Source organism: Flavobacterium daejeonense DSM 17708, from assembly GCF_000425425.1.
Classification (GTDB): domain Bacteria; phylum Bacteroidota; class Bacteroidia; order Flavobacteriales; family Flavobacteriaceae; genus Flavobacterium; species Flavobacterium daejeonense.
Genome location: NZ_AUDK01000005.1, coordinates 198,841 through 219,006, shown reverse-complemented (window position 1 = coordinate 219,006; position 20,166 = coordinate 198,841). Strand labels below are relative to the sequence as shown.

The following is a 20,166-nucleotide window of genomic DNA, read 5'->3' as shown; positions in this document are numbered from 1 at the left end:
TTCTCTGAAAATAATATATAGACGTAAAACATAGTAAATTGGTTAAAAACAAAAAAACCTTCTTGAAATTCAAGAAGGTTTTGTCGGGGTGGCAGGATTCGAACCTGCGGCCTCCTGCTCCCAAAGCAGGCGCGATAACCGGGCTACGCTACACCCCGAAAGCGGCTGCAAAGATACAACTCTTTTTCTCTTTTGCAACTAAAATTTTAAAAAAATTAAGTTCATCAAAATCTAACCAAAAAATCAAAGCCAGATTTCTCGAAAGAATACAATTATCCATTTAACAATTGTTAACAAAATAGATTTTCAGAAACAATAATAAATTGTATTTTTACCGTTCAAAATTATAGAAGATAAATGGGCAAAATCATTGCGATTGCTAATCAAAAAGGAGGCGTTGGAAAGACAACCTCATCGGTAAATCTTGCTGCCTCACTAGGTGTTTTAGAAAAGAAAGTATTATTAATAGATGCTGATCCTCAGGCAAATGCCAGCTCCGGATTAGGTATTGATGTGGAAAGTGTAGAAATTGGTACTTACCAAATTTTAGAACACAGCAATACTCCTAAAGAAGCTGTTGTACAATGTACAGCTCCTAATGTAGATGTTATTCCGGCTCACATTGACCTTGTAGCTATCGAAATCGAATTGGTGGACAAGGAAAACAGAGAATACATGCTTAAAAAAGCATTAGAAAGCGTTAAAGACGAGTATGATTACATCATTATCGACTGTGCTCCTTCTCTGGGACTGTTAACACTAAATGCTTTAACAGCTGCCGATTCAGTAGTAATTCCTATTCAATGTGAATATTTTGCTCTGGAAGGACTTGGCAAACTTTTGAATACCATCAAAAGTATCCAAAAAATACACAATCCCGAATTAGACATCGAAGGCTTATTGTTAACGATGTACGATTCCAGATTACGTCTTTCTAATCAGGTAGTTGAAGAGGTTCAAAAACATTTTAACGACATGGTTTTTGAAACAATTATCCAGAGAAACGTGAAGTTGAGTGAAGCTCCAAGTTTTGGCGAAAGCATCATTAATTATGACGCAACCAGCAAAGGAGCAACTAACTATTTACATCTGGCTCAGGAAATTATAAAGAAAAACATCCAATAATTTTTATGACAAAAGCAATAAAAAAACAAGCCTTAGGACGGGGATTATCTGCCTTATTGAAAGATCCGGATAATGACATCAAATCGGTTGAGGACAAAAATGCTGACAAAGTTGTTGGAAATATCATTGAGCTTGAAATTGAAGCTATTGAAATAAACCCTTTTCAGCCCCGAAGTAATTTTAACGAAGAATCTTTAAATGAACTCGCTACTTCTATCAAAGAATTAGGAGTGATTCAACCAATTACCGTTCGAAAATTAGATTTCAATAAATACCAGTTAATTTCGGGAGAACGTCGTTTGCGCGCTTCTAAATTAGTCGGACTAACTACCGTTCCTGCTTACATCCGAATTGCTAATGACAACGAATCTTTGGTTATGGCTTTGGTGGAAAACATCCAGCGTCATGACTTAGACCCGATTGAGATTGCGCTTTCGTACCAACGTTTAATGGATGAAATCCAATTAACTCAGGAACAAATGAGTGATCGCGTAGGAAAAAAACGTTCTACTATTGCCAATTATTTGCGTTTGTTAAAACTGGATCCGATTATCCAAACGGGCATTCGTGACGGTTTTATCAGCATGGGACACGGAAGAGCCATCATCAACATTGAAGATTTAGACGCTCAAACCGATATTTATCAAAAAATTGTAAGTCAGAATCTCTCGGTTCGTGACACCGAGGCTTTGGTAAAAAATTATCACGAAAGTTTGAAACCAAAACCGGCTGCAAAAGTTAAAGCGGCTTCGTTTGACATTGACGAAAGTCAAAAAAGACTGTTTAATTCTTATTTTGGTAACAAAGTAGATATTAAAGTAGCCAATAACGGAAAAGGAAAAATCACCATTCCGTTCCAGTCGGAAGCTGATTTTAATCGCATAATTGAATTAATTACGAAATAGTGAACAAGAGTATTTCCATAGCACTATTTCTTATTCTTTTTTGCAATACTAGCGGGTGGTCACAAAAAACGACTCAAACTGTCGTAACAGCAAAAGACACCGTAAAACCTATTGACATCGACCCGTTAACTCCGGCAAAAGCCGCTTTTTATTCGGCTGTTATTCCGGGTTTAGGTCAGGCATACAATAAGAGATACTGGAAAATTCCTTTGGTTTATGGTGCCATAGGAACCAGTCTTTATTTTTATATAGACAGTAATAAAAAATACCATCAATTCAGAGATGCGTACAAACGAAGACTGGAAGGATACAACGATGACGATTTTACTTATTTGGACGACAGCCGTTTGATTGCTGCACAAAAATTTTATCAACGTAATCGGGATTATTCCACTTTGTTTATCGTAGGTTTTTATGTTTTAAACATCATCGATGCCAATGTTGATGCAGCTTTGAAACAGTTCAATGTGGACGAACGCTTATCCATTCGCCCTACTCTTTACCAAAACAATCTGAATTACAAAACCAATATTGGCGTAAGCCTGACATACGACTTTTAACAAAAAACAACGGAGTTTTAGAAAGAACTCTTTTAATTTAAAAATAAAACACAAATGAAAATAGCACTTTTAGGATACGGAAAAATGGGACAGGTAATTGAAAGAATTGCTCTGGAAAGAGGTCATGAAATTGTCCTGAAAAAAGACGAATTCAATACTTTCGACGGACTTTCGACTGCCGATGTAGCCATTGATTTCAGTGTTCCTATGGCCGCTGTTGAAAATATTTCTGCCTGTTTTAACAACAACGTTCCTGTTGTTTCGGGAACTACCGGATGGTTGGATCGTTATGACGAAATGATTGCTTTATGCAAAGAAAAAAATGGTGGCTTTATTTCGAGTTCTAACTTTAGCTTAGGCGTAAATTTATTTTTTGGTTTAAACGAATATTTAGCCAAAATCATGTCAAACATTGAAGGATACAAAGTTTCAATGGAAGAAATTCATCACATCCATAAGCTTGATGCACCAAGCGGAACTGCTATTTCATTAGCTCAGGACGTTATTAAAAATAGCAATTATGACAAATGGACATTGGAAAACACCAAAAAAAACGAAATTCATATTGAAGCTGTCAGAACAGGTGAAGTTCCTGGAACGCACACGGTAACTTACGATTCGGGAATTGACAGTATCGAAATCAAACATACCGCTCACAACCGTGAAGGATTTGCTCTTGGCGCTGTAATCGCTGCCGAATGGCTTGCCGGAAAACACGGAATTTTTAGCATGAGAGACGTTTTAGGACTATAATCAAAAAACAATTAACTTTTTAATTCAAAAGAACTATGACACTATATCAATGGTTTGTATTCTTCCTTTTAGTTCAAGTTGTTCACTTTTTAGGAACCTGGAAACTTTATGAAGCAGCCGGAAGAAAAAAATGGGAAGCTGCAATACCAGTATATAATGCTATTGTCCTAATGAAAATTATTAGTCGGCCTACCTGGTGGACTTTATTACTTTTTATCCCAATTATCAATTTGATTATGTTTCCGGTGATTTGGGTAGAAACCTTAAGAACTTTTGGGAAACGCTCTCAATTAGATACCTTTTTAGGAATTGTAACTTGCGGATTGTATATCTACTACGTTAATTACACCCAAAAATTAGAATACAACGCCGAAAGAAGCTTACATCCGGCAAATAAAACAGCTGACACGGTTAGTTCCCTATTATTTGCTATTATTGTAGCTACTTTTGTGCATACTTACTTTGTACAACCTTACACTATTCCTACTTCTTCATTGGAAAAGTCATTATTAGTTGGTGATTTCCTTTTTGTTAGCAAAGTGAATTATGGCGCCCGCGTTCCTATGACTACAGTTGCTTTACCGATGGTTCACGACTCGATTCCAATGACTAAAAGAAAATCCTATTTAAATTGGCCTCAATTGCCTTACTTTAGATTACCCGGAATTGAAGACAAAATAAAACGCACCGACATAGTCGTTTTCAACTGGCCAGTTGATACAGTACATTACTTTTTTGAAACAAAAGGGAAACCCGGAGTTATCAAACCAATTGATAAGGAATCTAATTACGTAAAAAGATGCGTGGGGATTCCAGGAGACAGTTTAGCTATCAAAGACGGTTATATTTACATCAACGGACAAAAATTAGCTTTACCTGAAAGAGCAAAACCACAGTATTCTTACGCCGTAGCCTTAGACGGTAAAACTCCTATTGATTTTGAAAGCCTTTTAAAAGAATTAGACATTACAGATCCGGTAGGTTTCAAAAGCGAACTGAAAGACACATTATATTTCAAAGCTTTGACTGGAGCCAATGCGCAACGATTAAAAAACACACCAGGAATAACCGCTGTAACCCGAGAAATCGCTAAAGGCTCTGAATACGGAATATTCCCTGACAGCAAATGGAACCGTGACAATTACGGCCCAATTTACATTCCTGAAAAAGGAAAAACAGTTCCGCTTAACCTGGAAAGCCTGCCGTTTTACGAAAGAATTATTACAACTTATGAAAAAGACGATAACGGAAACAAAAATGACTTAAAAGTTACCGGAAACGAAATCAGACTGAACGGAAAAGTAGTAAACAGCTATACTTTTAAACAAAATTATTACTGGATGATGGGAGATAACCGTCATAATTCTGAAGACAGTCGTTATTGGGGATATGTACCGGAAGACCACATTGTAGGAAAGCCGGTTTTTATCTGGATGAGTTGGGATGCCAATGCCAAAGGTCTGAACAAAGTGCGCTGGAACAGAGTTTTTACCACTGTTAGCGGCGAAGGTCAGCCACAATCTTACTTTAAAATTTTCTTAATTTTATTAGCCGCTTTCTTTGTAGGTGAGTATTTTTGGAAAAAAAGAAAAGCAAAAAACAGCTAATTTGACTATTTGTGGATTCGGTTATTTGATAAATTATATTTTATAAATTTGATTAAACGAAACTTAGTTTGAAGCCAAATTACCAAAATATGTATATATATTCTTTTGAAAAATTAGAAGTTTGGATTGAAGCCAAAGATTTTTCGAAAATGATTTATCAGATAACCTCAAAGTTTCCTGAAACTGAAAAATATAATTTAATCTCACAGTTGCGTCGTGCATCTGTTTCCATAGCATCGAACATAGCTGAGGGCTCAGCCAGAAAAACATTTAAAGACAAAGCACACTTTACAACAATTGCTTTTGGCTCTTCTGTTGAAGTGCTTAATCAATTAATTATTTCTTACGAACTGAATTTTATCTCAGAAGTAGATTATTTGGATTTAAGAAAAAATTTAGAAAGCATTACAAACAAACTTAATTCTTTAAGAAATTACCAACTAGAAAAGTCTGAAACCAAATAACCAAATCCCTCAAATAACCAAAACAACGAATGAAAACCCTATTACATCCTTCCTATTTCCCGTCAATCAGCCATTTTGTTGCCATGGTTCAGGCAGAAAGTATTGTATTTGAAATGGAAGATAATTTTCAAAAACAAACGAATAGAAACCGTACTTACATTTATAGTCCAAATGGCGTACAACTGCTAAATATTCCAATAAAACATTCCCGAGCAAGTCATCAAAAAACCAAAGACATTCAAATAGAAAATGATTTTGACTGGCAAAAACAACATTTCAAATCCTTAGAAGCCGCTTACCGAAGTTCGCCTTTTTTTGAATATTTTGAAGATGATTTTGTTCCTTTTTTCGAAAAAAAACATCAGTTTTTAATGGATTTGAATTTAGAAGCCTTAGAAATTATTTCGAAATGTATGCGAATGAAATTTGACTTCGAAACTACTAACGAATACTTTCACGAAGTAGATTCTAACAAATTTTCAGACTATCGCTTTTTAGTTAATGGAAAAAAAGACCCTTCCGTTTTTGAATCCTACACTCAGGTTTTTGATGATAAATTTGGTTTTATAAACAACCTTAGCGTCTTGGATTTACTTTTCAACGAAGGAAAATTCACCGTGGATTATTTGAAATCACAAAAATTAATTATCCCTTGATTTTATTTGGAATTTAGAATTTAAAAATTGGAATTTAATTTATATTTATTCCAACGAAAGTTTTGCCATAATTGGAAAATGATCCGAATTATCAAAATCAGGGAAGGTTTCAAACATTTTCACCTGCATATTTCTGTCGGCAAAAATATAATCAATTCGGGCCGGATAATATTTAAATCGATACGTTTGACCAAAACCTTTTCCGGTCTCTTCAAAAGCGTCCTTCAAACTTCCTTTAATAATGCGATAAACATATGAAAAGGCGCTGTTATTCATGTCTCCACAAATGATAACCGGATACGGACAGTTTTTTAAATTATCTCTCAAAATTTCAGCCTGTTGCTGTTGTTGTTTAAAAGCCCTGCTGATACGCATGAACATCATCTGAGATTTTTCCTTGTCAATCACATCAATGTTTTCGGAAATCTCGTTTACATCCGGCGATATTTTAATGGATTGCAATTGCATATTATAAACCCTGATAACATCTTTTCCCTTCTTAATATCGGCATAAACTACATTATTGGTCGAATTCGGGAAAGAAATTTTGCCTTCTTCAATAATGGGAAACTTAGAAAAAACAGCCTGTCCGGTTTTAATTTGATTCCCTTCCATAAAAATCGCACGATGGGGATATACTTTTAAATCCACATGAGCCGAATTAGAATACTCCTGAATACATACAATATCCGGATTTTTTTCGTTGATAAAATGCAATATTGATTCCGGAATATCCGTTTTGTCCTGCCATTTAAACAAATTAAACAAACGAACATTGTAGCTCATTACCACAAAATCCTTTTCGCTTTCCGGAAATTCTTTAGTTGAAAATTTATAAAACTTATTGATAAAAGTGATTCCGATTAAAAGAACCAAACCGGACATCATCATTCTTTTTTTGAGTTGTATTCCCCAATACACAAAAAAAAGTCCGTTTAAAACAAAAAACAAAGGCATAAACAAAGTTACTACCGACAATAAAGGGAAGATTTTAGGCGCCAGAAATGGCAACACATAAGCGATAAAAGTAACGACTATAAGAATACTGTTTAAAACAAACATTACTCTGTTAAACCACGAAAGATTTTTCATTTTGTCTAATTAAATGTCCAAAGTCTCCACAAACTTCAAACCATTATTTCCCTGATTTGAATAAAAAATCCTTTTCTTCTTTTGTTAAACTATCATAACCCGACTGACTGATTTTATCTAAAATCTCATCAATTTGTTGTTGGGTTTTATCCTTGGTAACAATCCGGGAAGTGGTACGCTTCTCAACGGGTTTGTTATAATTTTTATGAACTTTTTTAAACGGTGTGCTTGGTGTTGTTCTGAAACCATTGGCAAAAAAACTAATAACGTTAGTGACAATTAAACTCATATCAGTTCCGTTTTGTAAGGCTTTGATATAAACAAAACCAAATAAAGCTCCTGCCAAATGCGAAATATGTCCTCCCATATTCTCTAAACGAAGCTGCATCAAATCTAGTATCAACAACACCGCCGTAATATGCCATAATTTCACTCTTCCTATCAACAACAAACGCACTTCCATTAGTGGCTGATAACTGGTTACCGCCATCAAAATGGCCATAATTGCTGCCGAAGCCCCAACAATCGGAGCATCCATATTCATCAAATAATACGTGCCCATAAAAACGGCTCCGCCAAAAACAGCTGCCAATAAATACAAACCTAAAAACTGTTTTTGAGTAAAAAAAGTCAAAAACAACTGGCTTGCAAAATTCAGCACCAGCATATTGAATAAAATATGAAAGAAATCAAAATGAAAAAAAGCATAACTGATAAGCGACCAGGGTTTCCACAATAAATCGGACGGATTAGACGACAAACTCACATATTGCAACACATTCAAATCAACATTAAAAATGCGCAATATTCCCGGCAAAACAAATGAAATCAAAAAACAGGCTACATTCCAATAAATTAGCTTATTGACAATTCCTCCCAGTTTGTATTGCATTTTTAAGTCGTCCAGAATATTCATGTATTCGTCTTTATCTGAATTATTACTTTAATTTTAGTTCCAACGGTTGTTATTAAACTGATTTTTCTTCCAATACCACATAATCAAAAAACCAGATATCGCACCACCAATGTGTGCAAAATGAGCAATTCCTGAATCTATCCCCATCAATGAATTACCAAAAATACCGAAGAATCCATCAAAAAGCAGCATGTAAACCGGAACAAAATATTTAGCTTTAACCGGAACCGGAATAAACATAATTCCCAACTCGGCATTAGGAAACATAAACGCAAAAGCCACTAACAACCCATAAATCGCTCCCGAAGCTCCCACCATCGTTCCCAGGAAAGAACTTAAAAACTGTTGGTATTGCGTCGCTGTTAATATCGATTCCCATTGTGTATTGATTTTGCCTTCGTTCAATATTTTTACAATCTCAGCTTTCTCAAAACCATGAGCTCCTAAAACGTTAACCGCTTCATTAAAATAATAATAATTAACTCCGGTTTGAACCAAAACGGCTCCTAAACCACAGGAAAGGTAAAAAAACAACAACTTTTGACTTCCCCAAAAATGTTCTAAGGTAGAACCAAACGAATACAAAGCAAACATATTGAAAGCAATATGGGCAAATCCGCCGTGCATAAACATATGCGTTAAAAGCTGCCAAAAATGAAAATCATTATTTTCAGGAAAAAACATGGCCAGAATTTGGTAAGCCGGATCTCCCACAAATAAGGTTCCAATAAAAAACAGAACGTTAATGATTAGTAATTGTTTGACTATAGGCGTTATATTCATCATATTGCAAATTTTTTATCTATATCTTCCACACGCATGGTGATGAAAGTTGGTTTTTGAAACGGAGACACATTTGGATCTTTACAGGCAAAAAGTCCGTTTACTAAATTCTCCTGTTCTTTTATCGTTAAACTGGTTCCTGTTTTTACCGCCAGACTCTTTGCCATCGACTTGGCAATAGAATCATTTTGACTAAAACTATTCTCAGGAATTCCTTCCTGTAAATCACTTAATAATTGTTCCAATACGATTGAAACTTCACTTTCGGTTACATTTACCGGAATTCCGGAAATAACCACATGATTACCATTGGTTTCTTCAAAAACAAATCCGGTATTAATCAGCGAAAGTTTTAATTCGTCGATTAATTCCATTTCACCAGCCGAAAAATACAATTCTAACGGAAACAACAACTGCTGACTCGATGCCTGATGCACCGTCATATTGGTCAAAAACTGTTCGTATAAAACCCTTTGATGCGCGCGTTGCTGATCCACAATAACCATTCCTGATTTTATGGGAGAAACAATGTATTTTTTATGAATTTGATAAACATTCTGTACACTTTGCTCTACTTCTCCATCATTGAACAAAGAAGCTGTAACCTCTTCGCTTTCAAAAGAAATTTCGGCACTTTCTATTGCCAAATCTGGTTCCTGTTTCAAACCTACATACAAACTTTCCCAATTAGCTGTAGCAGCCGGTTTTTTGTATGAAGAAGCAGAACCTGAACCGGATGAACTGTAAGACTTGGTTTCTTTATCATCCGAAAAAGGATTAAAAGAACGATCCACCTGAATGGTAGGCGTTATTCCTTCCAAATCTTTGTAATGATAAGGCGTATCCAAATTAGCATCTCGTTCAAAATCCAAAACCGGAGCAATATTAAACTGTCCTAAACTGTGCTTGATGGAAGCTCTTAAAATCGCATACAAAGCGCTTTCGTCGTCAAATTTAATTTCGGTTTTCGTAGGATGAATATTGATATCAATCGAATTGGCCGGAACCGTCAAATACAGAAAATAACTCGGTTGTGCGCCATCTTTCAGGATTCCGTCATACGCCGCCATCACAGCATGATGCAAATAACCACTTTTAATAAAACGATCATTAACGAAAAAAAACTGTTCTCCCCTGCTCTTTTTAGCAAATTCAGGTTTGCTGACAAATCCCTGAATCGTTACAATTTCGGTTTCTTCCTGAACCGGAACCAACTTTTCATTGGTTTTCCCTGAAAAAACATTTACCACACGTTGTCTTAAAGTCGAAACGGGCAAATTATACATTTCGCTTCCATTATGATAAAATGTAAAATGGATATTAGAATGTGCCAATGCCACACGTTGAAATTCGTCAATAACATGACGGTATTCCACTGTATCCGATTTCAGGAAATTGCGTCGGGCGGGGATATTAAAAAACAAATTTTTAATCGCAAAAGAAGTTCCCTGTGGCAAAACTGCCGATTCCTGAGAAACAAATTTACTTCCTTCGATAACAATTTGCGTTCCTAATTCGTCCTGCTCCTGCTTCGTTTTCATTTCCACATGAGCAATCGCAGCGATAGAAGCCAAAGCTTCACCACGAAATCCTTTGGTATGCAAACTAAATAAATCTTCAGCATGACGGATTTTGGAAGTCGCATGACGCTCAAAACACAATCGGGCGTCGGTAACACTCATCCCTTTTCCATTATCAATTACCTGAACCAGGGATTTTCCGGCATCTTTTATAATCAGCTTGATATCCGTTGCATTCGCATCTACCGCATTTTCAAGTAATTCTTTAACTACCGAAGCCGGCCTTTGAACCACTTCTCCGGCGGCGATTTGATTAGCAACATGATCAGGAAGTAATTGAATGATACTCGACATTTTTTCAGTTTTTCAGTTCCGATAGTTATCGGGATTAGTAATCAGGGGACAACTAAGCCCAGCAAATTTAATAAAATTCTATGGGGTTTTCCCTCTTTCGCAATCATAAATAAAACAAAAAAACCCATACTATTTTCAACAAACAGTATAGGTTTCATTCTGAATTATTTAGTTTTTACTCCTTTAATTCCAAAGGCGAACCTTCTCCAAGCTGAGCTGCTCCGGAAGTTAATAAATTTTGATTGGAAAAATCATGCGCTAAAGTAGCCTGCTGACGAATATACGCCATTTTGATAGCCGCAATAGCCGCCTCAGTTCCTTTGTTTCCGTGAATCCCACCGCTTCTTTCAATAGATTGCTGCATCGTATTATCAGTCAATACACAAAAAATAACCGGAACATCCGTTTGTACATTTAAATCTTTAATTCCCTGAGTCACACCTTCGCAAACAAAATCAAAATGCTTGGTTTCACCCTGAATCACACAACCAATGGCAATTACCGCATCTACTTTTTGTGTTTGCAACATTTTTTTAGAACCGTAAATCAACTCAAAACTTCCCGGCACATTCCAACGGATAATATTTTCAGCCGGAACTTCATTGTCCAACAAAGCGGCTTCCGCTCCGCTGTATAAACCTTCTGTAATCGTATCATTCCACTCCGAAACTACAATTCCAAAACGAAATTCTTTAGCATTTGGAAGTGCATTTTTATCATATTCCGATAAATTTTTATTAATCGTTGCCATATCAATTTTATTTTAAACCTTGAATTTATAAATAAAAATTGGTGATTACAAGCATTGAAGCACTTGCAATCACCAATTCATCATTCTTAAACTTTTATTATTGAGATAAACCAATCAAAGCTTCCACAGCAGCAGCTTCAGGAGCGTTTTCATAGTTTTCTTTAATATCAGTAAAATATTTTAAAGCTTCTTCTTTATTTCCTAATTCCAAAGCTGTTTTTCCTGCTTTTAACAAGAAACGTGGCGTAGTATAATCATTTTTATTAGACTCAGCCGCTTTTACATAACTTTCTAAAGCTTCTTTTGGTTGTTTATTTTCAGAATAAGCATCCCCGATAGCTCCTTTAGCCAAAGCGCTCAAAACAACATCATCCGATTTGAATTTACTTAAATAAGCAATCGCCTCAGTATATTTTCCAGTGTTCAAATAAGCAATACCCGCATAATAATTCGCTAAATTACCCGCTGCAGTTCCTGAATATTCATCGGCAATTTTGATAAAACCAAATTTACCTTCCGAACCGTTTAATGACAATTTATACAAAGAATCACTTGCTACTCCTTCTACTGCCTGTTGGAAATTTTGTTGTGCTACAAACATTTCGCTGGCAGCTTCATCTTCTTTAGGCTCTGCGATAAATTTTTGGTATCCCAAATATCCCACAGTAAACAAAGCAATTGCTCCTACAACTCCAATAATAACTTTTTGGTTTTTAGCAACCCAGTCTTCCGTTTTTGAAGCAGTTTCGTCTAATTTAGAAAAAACATCAGCCGTTGTACTGTTTTTTTCATCAATTACAACTTCCTCTACTTGCTCTTTAACTTCTTTCTCTTTTGGTGCTTTATATCCTCTTTTATTATATGTAGCCATTTAAAAATTAATTTAGTGAACCGCAAAAATAAAATTTTTATTCAAACTCACGCAAAAAATCACATATTTTATGACTAAATCCAAAATATTTTTATTTCTGCAAATCGGCTTCCCTTTCAGCCTTTAAAAAATTAACTTTGAAAGCGCTTAAAACACCCGTTATTTAGATATTTTTAATAATTTGCAGCCTCGTTTAAAAGCCTTTACAACAACAGCAAATTCCTCAATACCAGCAAAAACAACAATGTATTTAAAAAAAATTTCGTTATTCAATTATAAAAATTTCACAGAAGCCAGCTTCGAATTTGATGGTAAGATAATTTGTTTTGTAGGCAAAAACGGCATTGGAAAAACCAATGTTCTCGATGCTATTTACCATTTATCTTATGGAAAAAGCTACTTCAATCCGCTTGCGGTTCAAAACATCCGCCACGGTGAAGATTTTTTTGTAATTGATGCCGAATTTATCAAAAACGACCGAACCGAACAATTGGTTTGCAGCCTGAAAAAAGGACAAAAAAAAGTCCTGAAACGCAACGGCAAAGCCTACGATAAATTTTCGGATCACATTGGTTTTATTCCGCTGGTGATTATATCGCCCGCCGACAGGGATTTGATTATCGAAGGCAGCGAAACCCGCCGAAAATTCATTGACAGCATCATTTCGCAACTGGACTCTTATTATTTACAACAACTTATTCAGTACCAAAAAGTAATGAGTCAGCGCAATGCTTTGTTGAAATATTTTGCGCTCAACCATGTTTTTGATAACGATACTTTGTCTATCTACAACGAGCAACTAAACGAATTTGGACAATACATTTTTGAAAAAAGAAAAGCATTTATAGCCGAATTCATCCCTATTTTCAGTAAACACCATCATACCATAACGGACTCCCAAGAATCCGTACAATTGGTTTACGAAAGTCATTTATTTGAAAACAATCTGCTAAACCTTTTACAGGAAAACATCAACAAAGACCGGGCATTGCACTACACCAGCACCGGAATTCACAAAGACGATTTATCTTTTGAAATCGACAATCATCCTATTAAAAAATTCGGTTCGCAAGGTCAGCAAAAATCATTTTTAATTGCATTAAAATTAGCCCAATTTGAATTCCTGAAGAAACAAAGCGGTGTCAAACCTATTTTATTATTTGATGATATTTTTGACAAACTGGACGAAACCCGCGTTGCTAAAATTGTAGAAATGGTGAATTCAGATACTTTTGGACAACTTTTTATTTCTGATACCCATCCGGAGCGCACCGAAGCCATCGTAAAATCGACACATCAATCGTATAAGATTTTTAATTTGTAATTTTAGTTTTTAAACGCAATCCCGATAGCTATCAGGACACCAAGTTTTCTGCAAAGTTCAGTAAGACATAAAATATCAATCCGTATTCTGCCTACATTAAGTTAGGCATTGTCTAAATATTTCAAACATATAAGTCACATAAATTTTCTTTTAAAGTTCTATAAACAAAGCAAAAGTTCATTTAAGTTATTTCATAAATGAAAAATAAAATTTGTGTAAATCTGTGTAATTTGTGGTTAACTTTTTCAACGCAAAGTGCGGTAAAGAAAACAAATAAAAAACTTAACTTAGTACCATCGTTCTAATTTAAAACAAATATTATGAAACTTAAATCCATACTTACATTTTGCCTTATATCAATGCTCATTTCCTGCAACGCACAAACTTCCAAAAACATTAAAACAGTTGAAGTTCCTGCTTTCGCAAAAGAAATAAAAACCACTCAAAAGCCACAAATTCTGGATGTGCGTACTCCGGAAGAATTCAGTCAGGGACATCTCAATAATGCCACAAACATAGACTGGCAGGGAGATCATTTTGTACAGGATGCCGAAAAACTAAACAAAAACAAAGCCGTTTATGTGTATTGCCGTAGCGGAAAACGAAGTTTAAAAGCATCTGAAAAACTAGCCGAAATGGGTTTTAAAAAAATCTACAATCTGGAGGGCGGCTATCAAAAATGGACTGCTGAATCCAATAAAAAGCAATAAAAAACAAAACAATCATTTATGTTTAGCACAGAATCCTTACAGTTTTTAAACGATTTAAGAGCCAACAACAACCGCGAATGGTTTCAGGACAATAAAAAAAGATACGAAGCTTATAAAAAAGACTATCACCAGCTGGTTGCTGATTTCCTGAATGCGATGAAGCCTTGGGATTCGGCATTAGAAATGCTTGAAATCAAAGACTGCACCTTCAGAATCAATCGTGACATTCGCTTTTCCAAAGACAAATCACCTTATAAAACCCACATGGGCATTTGGATTTCTTCCGGTTCCAAAGGACTGAACAAAGCCGGTTATTATGTCCACATCGATCCTAACGGCTCTTTTATTGCCGGTGGTTTTTATGCTCCAGAAGCCGATGATTTAAAAAAAATACGCAAAGAAATTGCTTTTTTCTACGAAGATTTGGAAGCCATTTTAGCAGAACCTAATTTCAAAAAAGAATTTGGTGATTTTTGTCGCAATGAAAAATACCTGCTCAAAAATCCGCCCAGAGGTTACGAAAAAGAGCATCCTGCCATCGCATTTTTAAAGCTAAAAAGCTTCGAGACCATGCATAAATTTGACATTTCTGAAGTAACTAAAAAAGATTTTGTTTCGAAAATGAGCCAGAAACTGATTCTTTTAAAGCCATTAAATGAATTCATGAACCGCGCATTAGAAACGGAGGAATTTTAAAAAAAATTAGCCACAGATTAAAGAGATTAAAAGGATTTAAAAAAATCTGTGAAAATCTTTTTAATCTGTGGCAAATAAATAATTGATGAAACAAAAAAAAATACTTTTTCTGGGAGAATCCTATCGCGCCGATGCCCAAACCTGGATGAACGGTTTAAAGGAATTTGGCAATTTTGAAATCATCAACTGGGAATTACAAACGCCCAACAATACTTTTTGGAATCGAATTGGGAGAACACTTGAATTCATTTTTGCGCCTTTTACAATTCAAAAAATCATTCGCAAGGAAAAACCCGACATGATTATCGCCGAAAGAACTACCAGCTATGGATTTCTGGCGACCTTGTCCGGCTTACAACCTTCGGCAATCGCCCAACAGGGGAAAACCGATTTGTGGCCGGAAAATGCTATTTCGCTTCCGCTGAAACGAATTTTACAAAATTATGCTTTCCAAAAAGCAACACTCATTCATGCCTGGGGACCCATTATGGCGAAACACATGAAAAGTGTCAAGGTGGATCAATCCAAAATTCTCCTTTTACCCAAAGGCATTGATTTAGAAAAATTCGAAAATAACAATTTGGCAAATCCCGAAAAAATCACCGCCATAGTTAGCCGTTCGCTATTACCGGAATACCGACACAAGATTATTTTAAAAGCTTTTGGCATTTTGCATCAAAAAGAAATTGATTTCCATTTAACTATCATTGGAGACGGCACATTGCTTGAAAATCTTAAAAATTTGGCACAGGAATTACAAATTCAGGACAAAGTGCTTTTTACAGGAAGAATTTCCAATAGCGAACTTCCAAAACGACTGCAACAAGCTCTTTTTTACATCAGCATGCCTGTAACTGAAGGCGTTTCGACTTCTTTATTTGAGGCGATGGCCTGCAGTTGTTATCCTATTATAAGCAATCTCGAAGGAAATCAAAGTTGGATAAAACATCGCGAAAACGGACAATTAATTAGCGTGGACGATTTCAAAATGCTTGCCGAGGAAATTCTTTGGGTTTTTAAGAATGATAATTTTCGAAAAAAAGCTGTGATTCAAAACAGAAAATTTGTGGAAGAAAATGCAAATTACCAAACCAACATGAAAATTATTGCCGATAAATACCATGAGTTGATAGATGCTAAAAAAACATTTTAAACACAAAGTTCACTAAGATTTACGCTAAGAACACAAAGCTTAGCAAACTTTGAGTAAACTTTGCCACTTTGCGATAAAACAAAAAATTATAATTCATACTTTTGAACCTTCAATTCACGAATAAAAAAGCACTTTCTTTTATGGAAATCCTACAAAATTTTTCTTTAAAAAACTATAATACTTTTGGTATCGAAGCCAAAGCCAAAGCCTTCGTTGCGGTTCATTCTATAGCTGAATTAAAAAGCGTTTTAGAGCAAAATGCAAGCGAGAAAAAATTCATTTTAGGTGGCGGCAGCAATATGCTACTCACTCAGGACGTAGATGCTTTAGTGATTCATATTGATTTAAAAGGAAAAGAAATCATTCAGGAAGACGAGGATTTTGTGTGGATTGAAGCTCAGGCGGGAGAAAACTGGCATGAATTAGTGCTTTGGGCCATTGACCAAAATTTCGGCGGATTGGAAAACATGTCCTTAATTCCGGGAAATGTAGGAACTACTCCGGTTCAAAATATTGGTGCTTACGGAACCGAAATCAAAGATACTTTTATTTCCTGCGAAGCCATGAATATTGCCTCTCAGGAAATGCAAACTTTTAGTAACGCCGAATGTAAATTTGGTTACCGCGAAAGTATTTTTAAAAACGAAATAAAAGGTGAATACATCATTACTTCTGTGGTTTTCAAACTGACGAAACGCAACCATAAAATCAATACTTCTTACGGAGATATTCTGGGAGAATTGGCTAAAAACAACATTTCGACCCCAGGATTGAAAGACGTGAGCAATGCCGTGATTGCCATCCGTCAGAGTAAATTACCCGATCCGAAAGAACTGGGAAACAGTGGTAGTTTTTTTAAAAATCCTATTATTTCTAAAACGGAATTTGAAAAGATTCACGCTAAATTTCCGGAGATAAAATTCTTTGAAGTATCTGACACTGAAGTCAAAGTTCCGGCTGGCTGGTTGATTGAACAGGCCGGTTTAAAAGGAAAACGCTTTGGCGATGCCGGAATTCATAAAAATCAGGCTCTGGTTTTAGTGAATTATGGTCATGCAACCGGACAGGAAATTCTGGATGTTTCTAAAAAAGTACAACAAACTGTTTTTGAGATTTTTGGAATCAAAATAGAAGCCGAAGTCAACATTATTTAGCCCGAAAATCAAGGCTCAAATTTTTCTTGTAAAATTCACATTCTATCATTTCCAAATCCTAATTCTATTCATACCTTTGCACACGATTTAATTAACCTGTTAAACACCGATGCTTATACTGATTCTTTACTTTTTTATTGCTGTTGTTGCTATTCAAATTGCGTATTATTTAGGTGTTTTTGGGAAATTTGCTTTCGCCAAAGCACAAAAAATAGCACCCAAAAGAATTCCGATTTCCGTTATTGTTTGTGCCAAAAATGAAGAAGAAAATGTGGCCAAATATGTGCCGCTTTTAGCCGAACAAAACTACCCTGATTTTGAGATTGTTTTAATCGACGACGCTTCGAGTGATAACACTTTAGAATTATTTGAAGCTTTCGAGAAACAATATTCTAACATTCGTCTCGTTAAGGTTCAAAACAATGAAGCTTTCTGGGGCAATAAAAAATACGCATTGACCTTAGGAATCAAAGCGGCTAAAAAAGAATATTTGCTATTTACCGATGCGGATTGTTACCCAACATCAAAAGACTGGATTACGGCTATGAGTTCGCAATTTACCTTACATAAAACGGTTATTTTAGGCTACGGAGGCTATGAAAAAATAGCCAATTCGTTCCTGAACAAAATCATTCGTTACGAAACGGTGCTTACTGCGGTTCAGTATTTTTCCTGGGCAAAATTAGGACATCCGTATATGGGTGTAGGTCGCAATATGGCTTATAAAAAAGAAGAATTTTTCAGAGTAAACGGCTTTATCAACCACATTCAGGTACGCTCCGGTGATGATGATTTATTTATTAACGAGGCGGCTAACGGGGGAAATACTACTGTGGCTTACAGTCCGGAAAGTTTTACCTATTCGGCACCAAAGAAAACCTATAAAGAATGGTTTACCCAAAAAAGACGCCACGTAGAGACTGCCAAGCATTACAAAGCAATAGACCAGTTTCAGTTGGCTTTCTTTTACAGTTCCCAGTTGTTGTTTTTTATTCTGGCAATAGTTTTACTGGCTTTCCAATTCCAATGGATTGTGGTAACTGCTTTAATCGGTTTACGTTATTTATGCACCTGGATTGCCGTAGGATTTTCGGCGGGAAAACTCAAAGAAAAGGATATCAAATTTTGGTTTCCCTTCATTGAATTCGCATTGGTTTTCACCCAATTCAATGTGTTTTTAACTAATATTTTTTCAAAACCAGTCAATTGGAAATAAGTACTCAAATCGAAAAAGCCAAACGGGGAGACCAAACCGCCTTTACTTTTCTGCTGAATCAGTATTGGAACGAAGTCTATAGTTTCATGCTCAAACGCACCGAAAACGAAACCAATGCCGAAGACATTACCATTGAAACTTTTTCGAAGGCTTTTGACAAAATCGCTACTTACAATCCCGAATTTCAGTTCAACACCTGGTTGATTTCGATTGCGAAGAATGTGTATATCGATATGCTTCGCAAAAGAAAATCAAGCCTTTTTGTGGAAATTACCGAACAGGAAGACCAAAAAGCCTACAACATTGCCGACACCACTCCGTCTAAAGAAGACGAACTGATTACGGAACAAAACCTCTCGCAATTACTGCAATACATCAAAGAACTGAAACCGCATTATCAGGAAGTGATCCAACTGCGTTATTTTCAGGAAATGAGCTATCAGGAAATAGCCGATAAAATTGAAGAACCCCTCAACAACGTCAAAGTAAAACTCCTAAGAGCCAAGAAACTACTGGCTGAGATTATCAATAACAGAAGATAATCTTTTTATTTCTCCATTAAGGAATTAAGTTGCATTAAGAGTTTTTTTAATATAGTTGTATTTTGTATTGCATTTACTTTTACAAGTAAGAAAAGTTTTTATATTTGTATTTACAAAAAGAAACAATGCGCAACAAATCAAACAAAAACCGACCACCCAGATACATCCACACAAACGATAGCGCGGAAATGTTTTCCGTGCCCGCAACAATAAGCAAATAACGTAAGCAAAATACTTTGTGGAATTACTTGATGAGATTCCTACGGAATGACAAGATTACGGTAATGCCCCTCTGTCACGAGTACCTACTTTCTTTTTAAATCAAAAACAAAGCGTTTGTAACGCATCTGATTAAAAAAATCCAAATTAAAATGTTTCTTAATACAACAAAATCCGTCTTGTTTTTTCAGAACAGGACGGATTTTTTTAGTCTTTAACTGATTTAAAGACCTAAACGCAGGCTTGGGGTACCCACGCTTATTCGGGTATTTACCGATGAAGGCGTGTAGCTTCTTTGGTAACGCGGATTGTCGTAACCATAGTAATAGTAACCGGCATAGGTATAAAAACCGGCATCATGGTGACAATGAGCGTCACAGTGGTTATAATGTTCGGCATAAACCTCTTTTTTACTGGCAATGTAGGCGCGATAGGCTTTTCGGTTCTTTGCTTTCAATTGTTTTTCGTAGTTTTTTTGCTCTTCCCAAAAAGCTTTTTCTTCCGCTTTGGTTTTAGCCACGAAAGCCAACTCAAATTGGGCGTCTTCCGCTCCTCTTTTTTCATAATAAGACATTTTCTCTGCATAAGCATTTACATTCGCTTCCGCTTTTACAGTGGTTTGCTGCGCCTGCAAATGAGTAACAGTCCCAAAAAAGAATAAGGCAAGCAAAATTTTTATCGTTTTCATAATCGTATCATTTAGTTGTTAAAGACTACTTTTATCAGTAAGACAACTTAAAAGCGGTTTTCCCTACCCGCTCTAATTATTTTTAATGTATTTTTACGTAAACAAGC

At 35.7% G+C, this 20,166-nt stretch carries 21 protein-coding genes and 1 tRNA gene; 14 read left to right on the top strand and 8 right to left on the bottom strand.

Annotated features, from left to right (window positions below; all coding sequences use genetic code 11):
* Window positions 1-83: 83 nt before the first annotated feature.
* Window positions 84-158: transfer RNA gene (locus H599_RS0106700), tRNA-Pro, on the bottom strand.
* A 199-nt stretch (window positions 159-357) separates the two neighbouring features.
* Here H599_RS0106700 and H599_RS0106690 point away from each other — a divergent pair.
* The 7 genes from H599_RS0106690 to H599_RS0106660 all read left to right on the top strand — a co-directional run bounded on the left by H599_RS0106690 (window position 358) and on the right by H599_RS0106660 (window position 6,070).
* Window positions 358-1,125, top strand: coding sequence for a ParA family protein (locus H599_RS0106690; RefSeq protein WP_026713423.1), 768 nt, complete (start codon window positions 358-360; stop codon window positions 1,123-1,125).
* Between the two features lie 5 nt (window positions 1,126-1,130).
* Window positions 1,131-2,030: a ParB/RepB/Spo0J family partition protein gene (locus H599_RS0106685; RefSeq protein ID WP_026713422.1), complete on the top strand. Its 900-nt coding sequence runs from the start codon at window positions 1,131-1,133 to the stop codon at window positions 2,028-2,030.
* Window positions 2,030-2,590 (top strand): DUF5683 domain-containing protein, encoded by a 561-nt coding sequence (locus tag H599_RS0106680; RefSeq protein WP_035141261.1) that lies wholly within the window; start codon window positions 2,030-2,032, stop codon window positions 2,588-2,590. The genes H599_RS0106685 and H599_RS0106680 overlap by 1 nt, the downstream gene beginning before the upstream one ends.
* A gap of 54 nt (window positions 2,591-2,644) precedes the next feature.
* Window positions 2,645-3,343, top strand: a complete 699-nt coding sequence (dapB, locus tag H599_RS0106675; RefSeq protein WP_026713420.1) for a 4-hydroxy-tetrahydrodipicolinate reductase — start codon at window positions 2,645-2,647, stop codon at window positions 3,341-3,343.
* Window positions 3,344-3,378: 35 nt separating this feature from the next.
* Window positions 3,379-4,950 carry a signal peptidase I gene (gene lepB / locus H599_RS0106670; RefSeq protein ID WP_026713419.1) on the top strand — a complete coding sequence of 524 codons (1,572 nt, stop codon included), beginning with the start codon at window positions 3,379-3,381 and terminating at the stop codon, window positions 4,948-4,950.
* Between the two features lie 89 nt (window positions 4,951-5,039).
* On the top strand, window positions 5,040-5,414 hold the full coding sequence (locus H599_RS0106665; RefSeq protein ID WP_026713418.1) for a four helix bundle protein: 375 nt from the start codon (window positions 5,040-5,042) through the stop codon (window positions 5,412-5,414).
* Window positions 5,415-5,443: 29 nt separating this feature from the next.
* Window positions 5,444-6,070 (top strand): WbqC family protein, encoded by a 627-nt coding sequence (locus H599_RS0106660; protein ID WP_026713417.1) that lies wholly within the window; start codon window positions 5,444-5,446, stop codon window positions 6,068-6,070.
* A 45-nt stretch (window positions 6,071-6,115) separates the two neighbouring features.
* Here H599_RS0106660 and H599_RS0106655 read toward each other — a convergent pair whose 3' ends face one another.
* From H599_RS0106655 to H599_RS0106625, 6 genes are all read right to left on the bottom strand, one after another.
* The gene (locus H599_RS0106655) at window positions 6,116-7,162 is read right to left on the bottom strand and encodes an endonuclease/exonuclease/phosphatase family protein (protein WP_026713416.1); all 1,047 of its coding nucleotides are present in this window, start codon (window positions 7,160-7,162) and stop codon (window positions 6,116-6,118) included.
* Window positions 7,163-7,205: 43 nt separating this feature from the next.
* Window positions 7,206-8,078 (bottom strand): rhomboid family intramembrane serine protease, encoded by an 873-nt coding sequence (locus H599_RS0106650; protein ID WP_026713415.1) that lies wholly within the window; start codon window positions 8,076-8,078, stop codon window positions 7,206-7,208.
* A gap of 33 nt (window positions 8,079-8,111) precedes the next feature.
* Window positions 8,112-8,864 carry a rhomboid family intramembrane serine protease gene (locus H599_RS0106645; protein ID WP_026713414.1) on the bottom strand — a complete coding sequence of 251 codons (753 nt, stop codon included), beginning with the start codon at window positions 8,862-8,864 and terminating at the stop codon, window positions 8,112-8,114.
* Window positions 8,861-10,735 carry a DNA mismatch repair endonuclease MutL gene (mutL, locus tag H599_RS0106640; protein WP_026713413.1) on the bottom strand — a complete coding sequence of 625 codons (1,875 nt, stop codon included), beginning with the start codon at window positions 10,733-10,735 and terminating at the stop codon, window positions 8,861-8,863. The genes H599_RS0106645 and mutL overlap by 4 nt, the downstream gene beginning before the upstream one ends.
* A 175-nt stretch (window positions 10,736-10,910) precedes the next feature.
* Window positions 10,911-11,486, bottom strand: a complete 576-nt coding sequence (gene ribH, locus H599_RS0106630) for a 6,7-dimethyl-8-ribityllumazine synthase (protein ID WP_026713412.1) — start codon at window positions 11,484-11,486, stop codon at window positions 10,911-10,913.
* Between the two features lie 97 nt (window positions 11,487-11,583).
* Window positions 11,584-12,357, bottom strand: coding sequence for a tetratricopeptide repeat protein (locus H599_RS0106625; RefSeq protein WP_026713411.1), 774 nt, complete (start codon window positions 12,355-12,357; stop codon window positions 11,584-11,586).
* Window positions 12,358-12,601: 244 nt separating this feature from the next.
* Here H599_RS0106625 and recF point away from each other — a divergent pair, with 244 nt between their 5' ends.
* The 7 genes from recF to H599_RS0106590 all read left to right on the top strand — a co-directional run bounded on the left by recF (window position 12,602) and on the right by H599_RS0106590 (window position 19,152).
* Window positions 12,602-13,681 carry a DNA replication/repair protein RecF gene (recF, locus tag H599_RS0106620; RefSeq protein ID WP_026713410.1) on the top strand — a complete coding sequence of 360 codons (1,080 nt, stop codon included), beginning with the start codon at window positions 12,602-12,604 and terminating at the stop codon, window positions 13,679-13,681.
* Between the two features lie 320 nt (window positions 13,682-14,001).
* Entirely contained in the window at window positions 14,002-14,391 is a 390-nt protein-coding gene (locus H599_RS0106615; protein ID WP_026713409.1) for a rhodanese-like domain-containing protein, read from the top strand.
* An 18-nt stretch (window positions 14,392-14,409) separates the two neighbouring features.
* The gene (locus tag H599_RS0106610) at window positions 14,410-15,087 is read left to right on the top strand and encodes a DUF2461 domain-containing protein (protein ID WP_026713408.1); all 678 of its coding nucleotides are present in this window, start codon (window positions 14,410-14,412) and stop codon (window positions 15,085-15,087) included.
* Between the two features lie 85 nt (window positions 15,088-15,172).
* Window positions 15,173-16,240, top strand: coding sequence for a glycosyltransferase (locus H599_RS0106605; protein WP_026713407.1), 1,068 nt, complete (start codon window positions 15,173-15,175; stop codon window positions 16,238-16,240).
* A gap of 101 nt (window positions 16,241-16,341) precedes the next feature.
* Window positions 16,342-17,394 carry a UDP-N-acetylmuramate dehydrogenase gene (gene murB / locus H599_RS0106600; protein ID WP_262493884.1) on the top strand — a complete coding sequence of 351 codons (1,053 nt, stop codon included), beginning with the start codon at window positions 16,342-16,344 and terminating at the stop codon, window positions 17,392-17,394.
* A gap of 109 nt (window positions 17,395-17,503) precedes the next feature.
* Complete coding sequence (locus H599_RS0106595; protein WP_026713405.1) at window positions 17,504-18,610, top strand: glycosyltransferase; 1,107 nt, start codon at window positions 17,504-17,506, stop codon at window positions 18,608-18,610.
* Window positions 18,601-19,152 carry an RNA polymerase sigma factor gene (locus H599_RS0106590; RefSeq protein ID WP_026713404.1) on the top strand — a complete coding sequence of 184 codons (552 nt, stop codon included), beginning with the start codon at window positions 18,601-18,603 and terminating at the stop codon, window positions 19,150-19,152. The genes H599_RS0106595 and H599_RS0106590 overlap by 10 nt, the downstream gene beginning before the upstream one ends.
* Window positions 19,153-19,594: 442 nt before the next feature.
* On the opposite strand, the gene H599_RS0106585 is transcribed toward H599_RS0106590, so the two are convergent.
* Complete coding sequence (locus H599_RS0106585) at window positions 19,595-20,059, bottom strand: hypothetical protein (protein ID WP_026713403.1); 465 nt, start codon at window positions 20,057-20,059, stop codon at window positions 19,595-19,597.
* Window positions 20,060-20,166 lie beyond the last annotated feature (107 nt).